The organism is Variovorax sp. RCC_210 (assembly GCF_041355175.1).
Lineage (GTDB): Bacteria > Pseudomonadota > Gammaproteobacteria > Burkholderiales > Burkholderiaceae_C > Variovorax.
The window spans coordinates 119,989-134,864 of sequence record NZ_JBFUPJ010000014.1; the positions used below are offsets into that span (position 1 = coordinate 119,989).

Genomic DNA, 14,876 nt, shown 5'->3' on the forward strand with positions numbered 1-14,876 from the left:
TCAGAAAAGGCTTTCAGGTTTTTTCAGTGGCAAGGCGCGGGTCGGTGCGGCGCTCGCGCTGCTGCGCATGCCGGTACGCCGTCGGCGAGCGCCCCGTCACGCGCTTGAACGCGTTGCTGAACGCGCTCTCCGACGCGTACCCCAGCGTCTGCGCCACGACGGCCACGTGCGTGGCCTCTTCGGCCAGCGCACGCTCGGCCAGGCGCATGCGCCACTCGGTCAGGTACGTCAGCGGGGCCACGCCGGCAACGGCCTTGAAGTGGAACGCGAAGGTGGTGCGCGACATGGCGCACGCCTTGGCCAAATCTTCGAGGTGCCAGGTGCGCGCCGGGTCGTCGTGCATCAGGCGAAGCGCAGGGGCGATGCGCGGGTCGCTCAGCGCCTGCAACCATCCCGCGGCAAGCGGCCCCGCGTTCTTCAGGTGCGCGCGCAGGATCTGCACGAACAGCAGTTGCGCCAGCTGCGCCGACGCCACCTGCGCCCCGGGTTCCGCGGCGGCCCGTTCCTGCACCAGCTGGTCGAGCAGCCAGCGGAACACCGAGGCCTGCGGTGCCGAGGCCTGGATGTGGATCCACGGCGGCAGCGCGTTCAGCAGCAGCGGTCCGCTGACGGGGTCGAGCAGCACGTGGCCGCCGATGTGCGCGAACTCGCTGCCGTCGCCCAGCTGCGTGGACGCGCGGCCGGCGCCCGAGAAGAGCGCCATCGCATCGACGGGCGCCACGTCGGGCCCGCTGGCCAGCACCGACCACCGGGGCGCCGACAGCAGGCCCACGTCGCCGGTTTCGAAGCGCACCGCCTCCGCTTGCCCTTCGAGCCGAACCCAGCAATGGCCGCGCACGACGGCGAAGAATTTGATCTTGTCGGGCGCCGGAAAGCGGATGGCCCACTCGCCGCCGGCGGTGAAACCGCCCGTGACCAGGCTCTGCGCCCGGGTCAGCCGGAGGATGTCGGAGAAAGGGTCTGCGCTCATGCCCGGACTATCGCGCAGGCAAAGCGGACTTTCAAGCATTCACAGTACGGCGACCCGCCCCTATCGTTCCCCGGGTCGATACATGTTTACGAGGAACACACATGAGTCAAGAGTTGGTGCTGGTCACCGGAGGCACCGGGTTCATTGCGCAGCATTGCATCCTGGCGCTGTTGCGCGAGGGCTTCAGGGTTCGCACGACGGTGCGCTCGCTGGCAAGGGAAGCGGAGGTTCGCGAGAACCTGAAGACAGGCGGCGCGCAGCCCGGCGCCTTGTTGTCGTTCGCGGTCGCGGACCTGGGCGCGGACGCAGGCTGGGCCGAGGCCGCCACCGGCTGCGCCTATGTGATCCACGGCGCATCGCCGACGCCTTCGGGCACCTACGCGACGGACGACGACTGGATCAACCCCGCGGTCGAAGGCAACCTGCGCGTGCTGCGCGCGGCCCGCGATGCGGGGGCCAGGCGGGTGGTGCTCACGTCCGCCTTCGGTGCCGTGGGCGTCGGCCACAAACCGATGAACAGGCCCTTCGACGAGAACGACTGGAGCGACCTGACGGGCGATGTCGCGCCGTACCAGAAGTCGAAGACGCTGTCGGAGCGCGCCGCGTGGGACTTCATCGCGAAGGAAGGCCGGGGGCTCGAACTGGCCGCGGTGAACCCGACGGCGGTGCTCGGCCCCGCGCTGGGCGCGGACTACTCGCACTCCATCCGCATCATCAAGACCATGATGGACGGCCAGCCGGGGCTGCCGCGCATCAACTCGGGCTTTGTCGACGTGCGCGACGTGGCGGACCTGCACCTGCGCGCGATGCGCGATCCGGCCGCCGCCGGCGAGCGCTTCCTGGCGATCGCGGGGCAGAGCATGTGGTTCACCGAAGTTGCCGAGGTGCTTCACGCGCGCATGGGCGCTGCCGCCAGCAAGGTCGCGACGCGCAGCCTGCCGAACTGGCTGGTTCGCCTGGGCGCGAAGAAAGACCGGCGCATGAAGGACATCGTGCCGATGCTCGGCGTGAACATGAACGCCACCAGCGCGAAGGCCCGGCGCCTGCTCGGCTGGGACCCGCGCCCGGCCGAGGAGGCCATCGTCGCGACGGCGGAGAGCTTGGTGAAGCTGAAGCTGCTGGAGAGCTGAAACCGCGGAAAGGTCGGCGCGTGGCTTCAGCCTTGCTTGCGCATCGCGAAGCACGCGCCCGCCACCAGGATGAACGCGCCGATGATCACTTTCTGCCAGGTGCTCGGCACGCCCGCCAGGATGAGCACGTTGTTGATCAGCGTGACCAGCACCACGCCCAGCAGCGTGCCACCCACGGTGCCGCTGCCGCCGGTGATGCGCGCGCCGCCGAGGATCACCGCGGCGATCACGTCGAGCTCGTTGCCCACCAGGTCGAAGGGGTTGGCCAGCCGCGTGCTCGACACATGCACGATGCCCGCCAGCCCCGACAGGAAACCCGCGTACGCGAACACGAAGACGTGCACCGTGCGCAGGTTGTAGCCCAGCCGTTCCGCAATGGCCAGGCTGCCGCCGATGGCGTACACGGCCCGCCCGATGAGGGTGCGGTTCAGCAGCCACCAGGTGAGCACGGCTGCGCCGGCCAGCACCAGCACGGTGGCGGGCAGCACCACGTGCAGGCCTTGCGGCGTGTCGAAGCGCCACAGCGCGAGCTTGCCGAAGGCGTCCATGGGCGCGGGCACGTTCATGAAGAACACGGTGCCCACGAAGGTCAGCAGGATGCCGCGGTACAGGTACTGCGTGCCGATGGTCACGATGAGCGAGGGCGCCTTCAGCCAGTGCACCAGCAGCCCGTTGAACACGCCCAGCACCGCGCCGCTGGCCGCGCCCGCCACCAGCAGCACGGCGATGTGCGTGTCCGGAAAGTAGTTCAGCACGAGCTTGGTGATGCTGTACATGGTGAGCGCGGCAATGGCCGCGAACGACACGTCGATGCCGCCCGCGGCCAGCACGATGAGCACGCCCAGCGCGAACAGGCCCAGCACCGTGCACGCACGCACGATGTCGAACAGCACCGGCAGCTGGAAGAAGCTCGGGTTGATGGCACCCACCCCCAGGCACACCAGCACGATGAGCGCCAGCGTGAACACCGAGGGCCGCTGCGCGAGCCAGCCGCGCCACGAAGACGGCGCGTTGGCAACGAGGGGGGGCGGCGCCACGGAAGAAGGCGCGGGCGTGGAATGCGCTTGCATGGTGGAGGCCGTCATGAGAATGCAGGGGAGGGGGTGTCGGAAACCAGCGCGTGGTAGAGCTCGCTCTCGGCCAGGCCCTGCGCGTCGAAGTCGTTGGCGATGCGGCCCTTGCGCATCAGCACGATGCGGTCGCAGTTCTGCAGCAGCTCCTGCAGGTCGTCGCTCACCAGGATCACGCCCAGCCCTTGCTCGGCCAGCCGCTGCACGATGCGGTAGATGGTGTCCTTGGAGCCCACGTCCACGCCCACGGTGGGGCCGTGCAGTATCAGCACGCGCGGGTCGATGGCCAGCCAGCGCCCGATGAGCACGCGCTGCTGGTTGCCGCCCGACAGCGACTGCACCGGGCGGTCCACGTCGGGCGTGGCGATCTGCAGCTCGCGCACGGTGCGCTCGGCCAGCGCCTGGCACTGCTTGCCGTCGAGCGCGCCGAAGCGACCGCGCAGCCGGTTGAGCACGGCCGTCACGATGTTGTCGCGAATCGGCTTGTCGAGGAACAGGCCTTCGCTCAGCCGGTCTTCGGGCACGTAGCCGATGCCCTGGCGAATGCCGTCCGATGGCGTCTTCAGCACGATGTGCTGACCGTCGAGTTCAACGCGCCCGCGGTCCGCGCCCTGCACGCCGGCCAGCGCCAGCGCGAGCTCGTTGCGGCCCGAGTCGAGCAGCCCGGTGATGCCCAGGATCTCGCCCTTGTGCAACGTGAAGCTCACGTCGCTGAACAACGCACCACGCCCCAGCGCCTCGACCTGCAACAGCGCATCGCCGCCGTGCGTCTGGTGGCGGTAGCGCGCGCCGTCGAGCTGCTTGCCGGTCATCCAGTGCGCGAGCTGTGCCTTGGTGAAGTCGCGTATCGGGCCCTGGGCCACCTTGGTGCCGTCGCGGAACACGATGGCCTGGCCGCCCATGGCAATGCACTCGTCGAGCTTGTGGCTCACGAACAGCACGGCCACGCCCTGCGCGCGCAGTGCCTCCACCACGTGCACGAGGTTGTCGACCTCTTTCTGCGTGAGCGAGGTGGTGGGCTCGTCCATGATGACCATGCGCGCGCGCGTGGCCACGGCGCGCGCAATGGCCACCAGCTGCCGTGTGGCGATGGGCAGCTCGTCCACGCGCTGCGCCAGAAAGGCCGCGTCGGTCGGGAGCTTCACCGTCTGCAATGCGCGCACGGCCGTGGCGGCCACCGCCTTGCGGTCGAAACGCCGCGCGAGCTTGCCGCCGGTGGCGACCAGCTGCTCGCTGAGCGCGACGTTCTCGGCCACGCTCATGTTCGGCAGCAGGGACAGGTCCTGGTAGACCGTCTCGATGCCGAGCGTGAGCGCCTCCAGCGGTGACAGCGATTCGTGCGGGCGCCCGTCGATCACGATGCGCCCCTGGCTCGGGGGCTGCGCGCCCGAGATGATCTTGATGAGCGTGCTCTTGCCGCAGCCGTTTTCGCCGAGCAGGTGGTAGATCTCGCCGGCCTCGATGGTCAGGTCGATGCCGCGCAGCGCGTGCACGCCCGCGAAGCGCTTGTGCACGTCCTGCACTTCGAGGAACACGCGGCGGGCACCTTCTGGTACGGGTGCTGGTGCTGGTGCTGGTGCGGGTGCGGTAGATGTCATGCGCTCGGGCTTCCCGGAAATTCAGAAGGCGTATTTCTTGTAGTTCTGCTTGTCGACCTCGACCCACGCCTGGCCGGTAACGACGATGCCCACGCCCGGGCCCTTCTTGACGGACACCTTGTTGTAGCCCTGCACGCCCATGTCGGTGCCTTCGGTGATGGTCTTGCCGTCGAGCAGCATCTTGGCCGCGCGGTTCATGACGATGCCCGCGTCCTTCGGGTCCCAGAAGGCGATGCCGCCGACCGCGCCCGACTCCAGGAACTTGGCCGCCTCGCTCGGCAGTCCGGTGCCGTAGACGCAGATCTTGCCCTGCAGGCCGGCTTCTTCCACCGCGCGGCCGATGCCCAGCACGTCGAGCGACGACGAGCCCTGGAAGCCCTTCAGGTCGGGGTGCTTGCGCAGCATTTCCTTGGCCTTGCCGTAGGCCTTCTCGGCGTCGTTGAGCGACTCGTTCTTGGCGTCGACCAGCTGCATCTTGGGGTACTTCTTGGCGTTGTTGGCGCCGCCGTCGGCCCACTGCACCTGCGACTGGCTGCCCAGCGAGCCCACCAGCGAGGTCCACTTGCCCTGCTGGCCCATGCACGCGGCCAGGCGCTCGTTGATGCGCGCGCCGTAGGCGGTGTTGTCGAAGGCCTCGATGTCGACCATGGTGTTCTTCTGGTTGTCGGCCTCGTGCGTCACCACCTTGATGCCGCGCTCCATGGCGCGCTTGAGCACGGGCTCCAGCGTGGGCGGGTCCATCGACACCACGGCGATGGCGTCGACCTTCTTGGCCACCAGGTCTTCGACCAGGCGCTGCTGCTGCGCGGCGTCCGACTGGGCGGGGCCGATCTGGCGCGTGGCCACGCCGGGGGTGGTGGCGCCGAACTCCTTCACGCCCACTTCCATGCGGTTGAACCAGCTGATGCCGGTGATCTTCACCACGGTGACGATGTCCTGCGGCTTGCCTTGCGCGTGCAGCGCCGAGGCGAAGGCCACGGTGCCCAGGGCCAGTACGGTGCAGGCGATTTTTGTTTTCTTCAGCATGTTTGTCTCCTAGCCCTCGGTGGTTCTTTGTTGCGCCGCGCCAGGAGGGGGCTGGTGCGGCGGTGCGCTGGTGCGCGAAGCGGTAAGAAAGGCGCGCAGGTCGCCCAGGCCGAAGCGCGCCGATGCCAGGAAGAACAGCAGCAGCAGGCCCCAGGCGCAGTCGCGGAAGAAGTTGGAAATGCCCAGCAGGTTGAAGGTGCTCGACAGCAGCTGCAGCGCCACGGCCGAGAAGAACAGGCACACCATGCGCCCGTAGCCGCCCTGCGGCCGCACGCCGGCCATCACGGTGATGAGGATGGCGATCAGCAGGTAGGAGTTGCCGTAGTCCGACTTCACGCTGGCCGTGCGGCTCGCGATGATCACGCCCGCCACGGCTGCCAGCACACCGCACAGCGCGTAGGTGGCAATCAGCATGCGGCTTTGCGAAATGCCCGCGTAGCGCGCCGCCTTGGCGTTGGTGCCCAGCAGGAACAGGCGGATGCCGAAGGGGCTCTGCTTCAGCAGCCAGCCGGTGCCCAGCAGCATCGCCACGAAGATCAGGAACGGAATGGGCACGCCCAGCACCATCTCGTTGCCGATGGCCGACAGCGGCTCCGCGGCGCCCACGCGCAGGCTGGAGCCGCCGGTGAGCACCACGGCCAGGCCGGTGTAGAGCAACTGCGTGCCCAGCGTGCACAGGATGGGCGTGAGCCCCGCGCGCGCGATGAGCAGGCCATTCAGCAGCCCGCCCACCAGCCCGACCCCCAGCGCAACCACGGCGAACCAGCCGGTGTAGAGCCAGGGCGAGGCATCGGGCGAGGCGAGCATCGGCGCCAGCGTGGCCGCCACCACGCCCGCCAGGTTGGCCAGCGCCACACCCGACAGGTCGATGCCGCCGTTGCCCGAGATCATCGACAGCGCCACGCCCATGGCCAGCAGGCCGAGCTCGGGCAGCTGCCCGCCCATGGACTGGAAGTTGTAGACGTCGAGAAAGTCGCCCTTCGACAGCACCGTCGCCGCCACGAGGATCACCACGTTGATGGCGACCAGGAAGTTGAGTTCGCGGTCTGAAAACCTGGAGGTCATGGCGATGTCTTTCAGCTCGCGCGGTTCATGAGCGCATCGACTTCCGCGCGCGTGGGCATCGAGGGTGCGGTGCCCGCGCGCGTGACCGAGATGGCCGCCACCGCCGAGCCGAAGCGCGCGGCTTCCAGCGGCGTTGCGCCTTCGGCCAGCGCCGCGGCAAAGCCGCCGTTGAAGGCATCGCCCGCGCCGGCCGTTTCCTTCACCGCGCCGGCGTTGAACACGGGGATGTGCACCGAGCCGCTCGCGCTGTGCAGCAGCGCGCCCTTGTCGCCCAGCGTGATGAGCGCGCAGCCCACGCCCTTGGCCAGGAAGAAGTCGCCGGCGCGCCGTGCGTCGTCGATGCTGTCCACGGCGATGCCGCTGAGCGCCGCGGCCTCGTGCTCGTTGGGCGTGATGTAGTCGCACAGCGGATAGAGCGCGTCGTCGAAGGGCAGGGCGGGCGCGGGGTTGAACACCGTCACCGTGCCTGCCGCGCGCGCCAGCTCGAGGCCGCGCTGCGCTGCGAGCGCCGGTTGTTCCAGCTGGGTGACGAACACGCGCGCGCCGCGGATGGCGTCGGCGGCCTCGTCCACGTCGTTCGCGTCGATGAGCGCGGCAGCCCCGGGCACCACGATGATCGCGTTGGCACCGGTGACCTCGTGCACGTAGATGAAGGCCGCGCCGGTGGGCTGCGTGCTCACCTGCGGTGCGCGCGGCGTGATGCCTTCGTGCGCCCACAGCGCCAGCGCGTTGGCGCCGAAGGCGTCCTGCCCGAGCTTGGAGATGAAGGTGACGCCCGCACCCGCGCGCGCCGCCGCCACCGCCTGGTTGGAGCCCTTGCCGCCGGGGCCCATGGCAAAGCCCGAGCCGGCGATGGTCTGGCCCACGCCGGGCAGGTTGGCCGCGCGGAAGGCGAGGTCGGCGACGAAGATGCCGAGCACGGCCACGCCATGCTGCGCGCCGTGCGGGTGTGAAGAAACCGCGGCCATGGCGTCAGGCCTCGGGGGCGAGCACGCCCTTCTTGAACACGAAGCAGCCGTAGAAGCGGCGCTCGCCGGTGGCGATCACGCAGTAGGCGCGGCGCGCGGCCTCGTAGAAGGCAAAGCGCTCGATGGCGCCCAGCGGGCGCGCTCGCCCTTCGGCCGCGTCGATTTCGCGCTGCATCTCCTGCTGCACCGGCGGGATCTCGTCGGGCGCGCCCATGACCTCCATGCGACGCGCCGGATCGTCCACCGCGTTGTCCAGCGGCAGCACCGACAGGATGGCGCGCGCCGCCTCGGTGGTGCCCACGCCGTCGATGCGCAGCAGCCGGCCCAGCGTGGTCTGGCGTGCGACCGAATCGGCCGGAAAGTTGGCGTCGCACAGCACCAGTTCGTCGCCATGGCCCATGGCGCGCAGGGCATACAGGACATCGGCGTTGAGCAGCGGATGGATGGACTTGAGCATGCGGTCTCCTTCGGATTGAAGTTGTTCTTGTGGTTGCGCGTGGCGGCGATCTTAGAGAGAGAAAACGTTTGCGCAAACGTTTGCTATTAGGTGCTTTCCCTTGGTTTCGTCTTCGTTGCCAAGGGCGCGCGCAGGTCATTCGCCATAGGGAATCCAGATGTTCTTCACCTGCGTGGCGTGGCGCAGAAAGACCGGGCCTTCGGCCGCCGCCGCGTCGTGCCAGTCGGTGGCCAGGCCGTGGTCGACCAGCGTGCGCTTCAGGTTGCCCACCGACAGCCGCTCGGCGTTGCGCGAAAGTTCCTTCGCACCGAACACCCACAGCGCATCGACGTCGTCATGCTCGGCCAGCGTGTGCGCCAGGCTGGCGGCGGGGCCGGTCACGAGGTTGACCACGCCGGTCGGCAGGTCGGAGGTTTCGAGCACCTGGTAGAAGTCGGTGGCGACCAGCGGGTGCTTCTCGCTCGGCACGACCACGGTGCGGTTGCCCATGGCCAGCAGCGGCGCCAGCAGGCTCACGAAGGACAGCAGCGGCGCCTCGTCGGGGCACACCACGCCGACCACGCCCATGGGCTCGACCGTGGCCAGCGCCACGCCGCGCAACGGCGGCACGTGCACCGTGCCTTCGTACTTGTCGGCCCATGCGCCGTAGGCGAACAGGCGGCTCACCGAGGCCTCGACCTCGGCCTGCGCACCGGAGGCGGCCACGCCGGTGAGGCTGGCGATGCGCGCTGCAAACTCGTCGGCACGCGACCAGAGGTTTTCCGCGAGGTAGTACAGCGCCTGCGCGCGGCGGTGCGGCGTGGCGCTCGACCAGCCCGCGGCCGCGCGCGCGGCCGCTACCGCGTTGCGGATGTCCTTGCGGTTGCCCGTGCCCACCTCGCCGGCACGTTGGCCGTTGGCGGCCAGCACCGGGTGCGAGAGTTCGCCGTCGGGCCGCACCTGCTTGCCGCCGATGAACAGCTTGGCCGTGCGGTCGATGCCGGGCAATGCGGACGACGGCTTGGGCTGCGCCTTGTTCGTTTCTTTTGCTTCGTTCGCGGCTTGTGCCACCTCGATCGCAGTGCGCGGCTTGCGCGCGGCCCATGCACGCGGCTTCAGGTATTCGTAGCAGCCCTCGCGTCCGCCTTCGCGGCCGTAGCCCGATTCGCGGTAGCCACCGAAGCCCACGCCCGCGTCGAACAGGTTGGTCGCGTTGACCCACACCACGCCCGCCTGCAACTGTGGCGCGATGCCCAGCGCCAGGCCGATGGTTTCGCTCCATACGCTGGCGGCCAGGCCGTAGCGCGTGTTGTTGGCCAGCGCCACGGCTTCGTCGGGCGTGCGGAAGGTTATCGTCACCAGCACCGGGCCGAAGATTTCCTCGGTGGCCACGGTCGATGCGGGGTGCACGTTGGTCAACAGCGTGGGCGGAAAAAAGCTGCCGCCCGGGGGCAACGCGCCCGGTGCCTGGTAGCAGCTCGCGCCTTCGCGCACGCCCGTGGCCACCAGCGCACGCACGCGCTCCAGCTGCGTCGCATCGATCAGGCTGCCCATGTCGATGGCCTTGTCCAGCGGCGAGCCCACGCGCAGGCTCTGCATGCGGCGCTTCAGGCGCTCGATGAAGTCGCCCGCAATGCCCTCTTGCAGCAGCAGCCGCGAGCCGGCGCAGCACACCTGGCCCTGGTTGAACCAGATGGCGTCGACCACGCCTTCGACGGCAGCGTCGATGTCCGCGTCGTCGAACACGATGAAGGGCGACTTGCCGCCCAGCTCCAGCGTCAGCGACTTGCCCGAGCCCGCTGTCGCCTCGCGAATGAGGCGGCCCACCTCGGTCGAGCCGGTGAAGGCGATCTTGTCGACGCCTTCGTGCGCCACCAGCGCCGCGCCGGTGGCACCGTCGCCGGTCACCACGTTCAGCACGCCCGGCGGCAGGCCGGCCTGCGCGGCCAGTTCGGCGAACAGCAGCGCGCTCAGCGGCGTGAGCTCGGCGGGCTTCAGCACCACCGTGTTGCCGAGCGCCAGCGCGGGCGCGATCTTCCACGCCAGCATCAGCAGCGGAAAGTTCCACGGCACGATCTGGCCGATGACGCCCAGCGGCGCCTGGTCCGCGAACTCGCGCTCCTGCAGCTGCGCCCAGCCGGCGTGGTGATAGAAGTGGCGCGCCACCAGCGGCACGTCGAGGTCGCGGGTCTCGCGAATGGGCTTGCCGTTGTCCAGCGCCTCGACCACCGCGAACAGCCGCGCATGGCGCTGCACCATGCGCGCCAGTGCGTACAGGTGGCGCGCGCGGCCATGTCCGCCGAGCGCCAGCCATCCGGCCTGCGCGGCGCGCGCGGCGGCCACGGCCGCGTCGATGTCTTGCGCGGTGCCTTGCGCGATGCTTGCCAGGCGCTGGCCGGTGGCGGGCTCGGCCGTTTCGAAGCGCGCGTCGGCGGCGGCCTGCGTGAACCGTCCGTCGATGAAGTGGCCGAAGCCCTGCGCATGGCCCGCGAGCCACTGGCGTGCGTCGGTGTCGCTTTCGGGCGCGGGGCCGTAGTCCATGGTGTCGAAGTAGCGTGCGACGCTGTTGTTGTTCTGGCTGCTCATCGGGTCATCCGATCGGGTGGCGGTTGAAGGCCGAGTAGCGGCCGGTGACGTGGTGCTCCAGCTGGCGCTCGATGTCGGCCAGCAGCGTGGACGCGCCGATGCGGAACAGGTCGGGCTCCAGCCACGCGCGGCCCAGTTCTTCTTTCATGAGCACCTGGTAGTCGAGCGCGGTCTTGGCGGTGGACACGCCGCCGGCCGGCTTGTAGCCCACGCGCAGGCCGGTGCGCGCCTCGTACTGGCGGATCATTCGCAGCATCACCAGCGTGACCAGCGGCGTGGCGTTCACGCCTTCCTTGCCGGTGGAGGTCTTGATGAAGTCGGCCCCGGCCATCATGCAGACCATCGACGCCTTGGCGACGTTGCGCAGCGTCTTCAGCTCGCCGGTCGCCAGAATGGCCTTCACGTGCGCGTTGCCCGCCGCGTGGCGAAAGTCGCGCATCTCGTCGTAGAGCTTCTGCCACTGGCCGGTGAGCACGTGCTCGCGGGTGATGACGATGTCGATCTCGGACGCGCCGTCGCGCACCGAAGCCTCTATTTCCTTGAGCTTGAGCTCGTGCGGAATCAGCCCCGCCGGAAACCCGGTGGACACCGCCGCCACCGGAATGCCCGTGCCCGCGAGCGCGTCGACCGCGGTGGCCACGAAGCGGTGGTACACGCACACCGCGCCCGTGTGCAGCGCGCGGTCCGCGAAGCCCAATGCGGCCAGCAGGTCGGGGCGCACGGGCGTCACCGCCTTGGCGCAGAGCCGGCGCACGCGCTCGGCCGTGTCGTCGCCGTTGAGCGTCGTCAGGTCGATGCAGGTGATGGCCTTCAGCAGCCAGCCGGCCTGCGCGTCTTTCTTGACGGAGCGGCGCCCGGGCAGCGTGGCCACGCGGCGCTCGGCGGCCGAGAGGTTGATGCGGATGTTGTCGAACCAGCCGCTGTCGAAGGGCTGCGCGGTGTTGCGCGCGGCGGTGTGGGGCTGCGCGGCCGGGTTGCGCTGCGCGGTGGCGTCTGGCTGCGCCGTGGGCGCTGTTGCTTCGGCGGTGGGGGCCTTTGCGGCGGCGGCTGCCGCGGCCAGTGCCGTGGCCGGCGCGGCCGGGCGCGAGCGCACCGTGCCGCTGGCGCGAACGAGTGAGGTGGATGTCATGGCGTGGGGAGCGCGGTGGTGCGCGGGCGCCGCGGGTGCGGCACGGGTGTCAGGCGGGCAAGGGGCATGTCTCTTGTCTCCGTGGCCGCAGTGCCTTGCAAGGCACTGCAACGGTGGTGTGTGTTGCGTGCCGTCGTGCAGGGCCGACGGCGTGTTGGCATGAATGTTATTGCAATAACATTTAAATCTGCAAGATGTTTTTTCAATAACATTAGGCATCAACCGATGACCGATACTCGAAGCCATCGATGCAAGAAAGCCGAACATGAGAAAAACCGCTGGGGCCGAAGCCCGGGCCGTGCGCCTGGCCAGGATGCAGGAGCTCGTGGAGGCCGGCGGGCCGCTGCCGATCAAGCTGGCCGCGCAGCGGCTGGACGTGACCGAGATGACCATCCGGCGCGACCTGTCGTCGGCCGATTCGCCGCTCTCGGCCCTCGGTGGCTACGTGCTGGCGACCACGCTGCCGGGTGCCGAGCGCTACTCGCTCGACGAGGCCAGCGACCAGCACGCCGCCAACAAGCGCCTGGCCTGCGAGCACGCGGCGCAATGGGTGCAGCCGCACGACAGCCTGTTCATCGACTGCGGCACCACCATGGTCCACTTCGCCGAGGCGCTGCCGCCGGACATGCCGTTGAGCGTGGTGTGTTACTCCACCAACATTGCCGCGGTGCTGAGCCGCCGGCCCCACACGCAACTGATGCTTCTGGGCGGGCTGTACCACCCCTCGTCGGCCACTTTCTTCTCCGACGAAGGCTTGCAGTACCTGAACAAGCTGGGCGTGAACAAGGCCTTCATCTCGGCGGGCGGCCTTGACCTGCAGCGCGGCGCGAGCTGCTCCAACTTTCACGAGGTGCCGGTGAAGCAGGCGGCGATACGCAGCGCGTCGCAGAGCTTCCTGGTTGTCGACGAAAGCAAGCTGGGCACGCTGCGGCCCGCCTTCTTCAGCCCGCTGGCGTCGTTCGCGCGCATCGTGGTGGGCGGTGCCCCCACGGCGGCGGTGAAAAAGCAGTTCAAGGAACTGCCGGTGGAGTTCGCGCGGGTGCAGGCGTAGCGAAAGCCGCGGTGCTCGTTGTGGTCGCGGGCGCTCGCACCGCCGTCATTTAACAATCTGGAAACTCCCTTAACATGCGCCCCGGTCCGTGCGGCGTCACAGCCGCGCGCGGCCGATTTCTATAAGAAATTCGATGCAAGCAATGCGGATGCAATCTGCTTCTGCATACCTTTTTCGACACAGGGAGAAGCACATGGGATTCAGGGATTTCGTCGGCCACGCACTGCTGGACAACGACAAGCTGCACTTCGACAACGCACCCGACACCACGCCACGCATCACACAGGAAGAGGCCTGGCTGGTCACGCTGAGCGCACCGCTCTCCGCCTTCAACGGCGACCACGTCGACGCGGTGGCCACGGGCAAGGACGACGAGGGCTTGCGCGAGGGCATCGAGCAGGTGTGGGGCGTGGGCGACCGCGCCAGCTTCGAGGAGAAGGCGCGCTGGCTGGTGGAAGAGGGGCAGCGCGACACCTATGCCTCGGCGTGGCGCGCCATCGCGGCCGTCGACGACGCCGTGCAGACCACCCACCCGCTGGTGCGCATGCTGGTGGAGGGCACCTTCCCCGCGTTCTTCCAGATCAAGGCGCGCAAGAGCCTCGACTACAAGGCGCTGTCGGCGCAGAGCGGGCTCTCGTTCACCGACGTATCGCAGGTGGTCACGCAAAGCCGCTCGTGGGTGGACGAGCTGCGCAAGCACTTCAAGGTGGCGCCGGCGCAAATTACCAGCCTGGTCGCATGGGACGCGGTGCGCCTCGTGAGCCTGTCGCGCTGGGCGGTGCAGCTGGGCTTCATCGACCGCGCGGAGTTCGCGGGCTTCGCGGGGGGGCTCAAGCAGCAGGTGCAGCAGGCCTATGCAGACTGGCCGCAGGTGAGCGCGGCCTACATCGCGGGCGGGCTGATCTGGCGGTACTCAGACGAGCGCGAGGAGCACCTGTTGCGTACCAACCGCATGCTGCTGAAGGATGCGCGCAGCCCTTACCGCACCACGGCGTTTCGTTGAGCAGCGGAGCGCGAGGGCTGGCGGCAGTCACTTCATCGCGCATCGGCTGAAGACACACCCGCATCGACGCGCGCGATCCAGCGAGTGAACGCCGCGACCACCGCCGCGGGCTGCTCCAGCGTCGACATGTGGCCCGACTGCGGCACCAGCACCAGCTCGACATCGCCAGGCAGCAGGCTCGCCATTTCCTCGCTCAGCGCCGGCGGGGTGATCTGGTCTTCGCGGCCGCACAGCACCAGGGCGGGGCAGTGCAGCGTGCGCAGCACGTCGCGGCCGTCCTGCCGGTTCATGGCGGCCGTCTGCTGGCGCGTGAAGCCTTCGGTGCCCACGCTGCGCGCCATGTCGCCGAGCAGCTGCAGCAGCTGCGCGTCCTGCGCGTGCGCGGGGTGCAGCGTGATGGGCGCGAAGCCGCCCGCCACCTGCGCGAAGCTCGCGCTGCCCGAGCCCAGCGCGGCCACCATGCGGCGGCGGTTCTGCGTGGCTTCTTCCGAATCGGCGCGCGCGCCGGTGTCGAGCAGCGCGATGCCCGCGATGCGCTCGGGCGCCTGCCGGCACACCTCGACCGCCACGTAACCGCCGAGGGAGAAGCCAGCGACGGCGAACTTGCCCGGCGCCATCGCGGCGAGCGCGGAGGCGGCCAGCGCCGTGATGCTGTCCGCGGTGTGGGTGGGGGACACGAAGACTTCGCGTTCCGCTGGCAGCGCCTTGCGCACCGGGTCCCACACCCGTTCGTCGTTCATCAGGCCGGGCAGGAGCAGCAGCGGTGTCGGGTGGGTCATTTCAATTTCTTCCATGGGGGTTGCGGTAGATCGACGTCACGCGCTGGTTATAAGTATGAAGTTCA

13 protein-coding genes are annotated in these 14,876 nt (G+C 69.1%); 3 read left to right on the plus strand and 10 right to left on the minus strand.

From position 1 onward, the window contains the following. Nucleotides 1–13 precede the first annotated feature (13 nt). Nucleotides 14–1,009 carry an AraC family transcriptional regulator gene (locus tag AB6807_RS30290; protein WP_371087457.1) on the minus strand — a complete coding sequence of 332 codons (996 nt, stop codon included), beginning with the start codon at nucleotides 1,007–1,009 and terminating at the stop codon, nucleotides 14–16. Between the two features lie 62 nt (nucleotides 1,010–1,071). Here AB6807_RS30290 and AB6807_RS30295 point away from each other — a divergent pair, with 62 nt between their 5' ends. Further along, entirely contained in the window at nucleotides 1,072–2,100 is a 1,029-nt protein-coding gene (locus AB6807_RS30295) for an SDR family oxidoreductase (RefSeq protein WP_371087458.1), read from the plus strand. Between the two features lie 26 nt (nucleotides 2,101–2,126). On the opposite strand, the gene AB6807_RS30300 is transcribed toward AB6807_RS30295, so the two are convergent. From AB6807_RS30300 to deoC, 8 genes are all read right to left on the minus strand, one after another. Next, a complete protein-coding gene (locus AB6807_RS30300) occupies nucleotides 2,127–3,185 on the minus strand; it encodes an ABC transporter permease (RefSeq protein WP_371087459.1) in 1,059 nt (352 codons plus the stop codon). Further along, a complete protein-coding gene (locus AB6807_RS30305; RefSeq protein ID WP_371087460.1) occupies nucleotides 3,182–4,768 on the minus strand; it encodes a sugar ABC transporter ATP-binding protein in 1,587 nt (528 codons plus the stop codon). The genes AB6807_RS30300 and AB6807_RS30305 overlap by 4 nt, the downstream gene beginning before the upstream one ends. A 21-nt stretch (nucleotides 4,769–4,789) precedes the next feature. Beyond that, nucleotides 4,790–5,791 (minus strand): substrate-binding domain-containing protein, encoded by a 1,002-nt coding sequence (locus AB6807_RS30310; protein WP_371087559.1) that lies wholly within the window; start codon nucleotides 5,789–5,791, stop codon nucleotides 4,790–4,792. 12 nt (nucleotides 5,792–5,803) lie between these two features. Further along, on the minus strand, nucleotides 5,804–6,859 hold the full coding sequence (locus AB6807_RS30315; RefSeq protein WP_371087461.1) for an ABC transporter permease: 1,056 nt from the start codon (nucleotides 6,857–6,859) through the stop codon (nucleotides 5,804–5,806). An 11-nt stretch (nucleotides 6,860–6,870) separates the two neighbouring features. Beyond that, nucleotides 6,871–7,827 (minus strand): ribokinase, encoded by a 957-nt coding sequence (locus tag AB6807_RS30320; RefSeq protein ID WP_371087462.1) that lies wholly within the window; start codon nucleotides 7,825–7,827, stop codon nucleotides 6,871–6,873. A 4-nt stretch (nucleotides 7,828–7,831) separates the two neighbouring features. Beyond that, nucleotides 7,832–8,284 (minus strand): RbsD/FucU family protein, encoded by a 453-nt coding sequence (locus AB6807_RS30325; protein WP_286516599.1) that lies wholly within the window; start codon nucleotides 8,282–8,284, stop codon nucleotides 7,832–7,834. A 135-nt stretch (nucleotides 8,285–8,419) separates the two neighbouring features. After that, nucleotides 8,420–10,849 (minus strand): aldehyde dehydrogenase family protein, encoded by a 2,430-nt coding sequence (locus AB6807_RS30330; RefSeq protein WP_371087463.1) that lies wholly within the window; start codon nucleotides 10,847–10,849, stop codon nucleotides 8,420–8,422. A gap of 4 nt (nucleotides 10,850–10,853) precedes the next feature. Next, nucleotides 10,854–11,978, minus strand: a complete 1,125-nt coding sequence (deoC, locus tag AB6807_RS30335) for a deoxyribose-phosphate aldolase (protein WP_371087464.1) — start codon at nucleotides 11,976–11,978, stop codon at nucleotides 10,854–10,856. A gap of 265 nt (nucleotides 11,979–12,243) precedes the next feature. Between deoC and AB6807_RS30340 the strand changes: the two genes are divergently transcribed. Beyond that, the gene (locus tag AB6807_RS30340; protein WP_371087465.1) at nucleotides 12,244–13,029 is read left to right on the plus strand and encodes a DeoR/GlpR family DNA-binding transcription regulator; all 786 of its coding nucleotides are present in this window, start codon (nucleotides 12,244–12,246) and stop codon (nucleotides 13,027–13,029) included. 193 nt (nucleotides 13,030–13,222) lie between these two features. After that, a complete protein-coding gene (locus AB6807_RS30345; RefSeq protein WP_371087466.1) occupies nucleotides 13,223–14,032 on the plus strand; it encodes a DUF1266 domain-containing protein in 810 nt (269 codons plus the stop codon). Nucleotides 14,033–14,064: 32 nt separating this feature from the next. On the opposite strand, the gene AB6807_RS30350 is transcribed toward AB6807_RS30345, so the two are convergent. Next, entirely contained in the window at nucleotides 14,065–14,811 is a 747-nt protein-coding gene (locus AB6807_RS30350) for an alpha/beta fold hydrolase (RefSeq protein ID WP_371087467.1), read from the minus strand. Nucleotides 14,812–14,876: the final 65 nt, after the last annotated feature.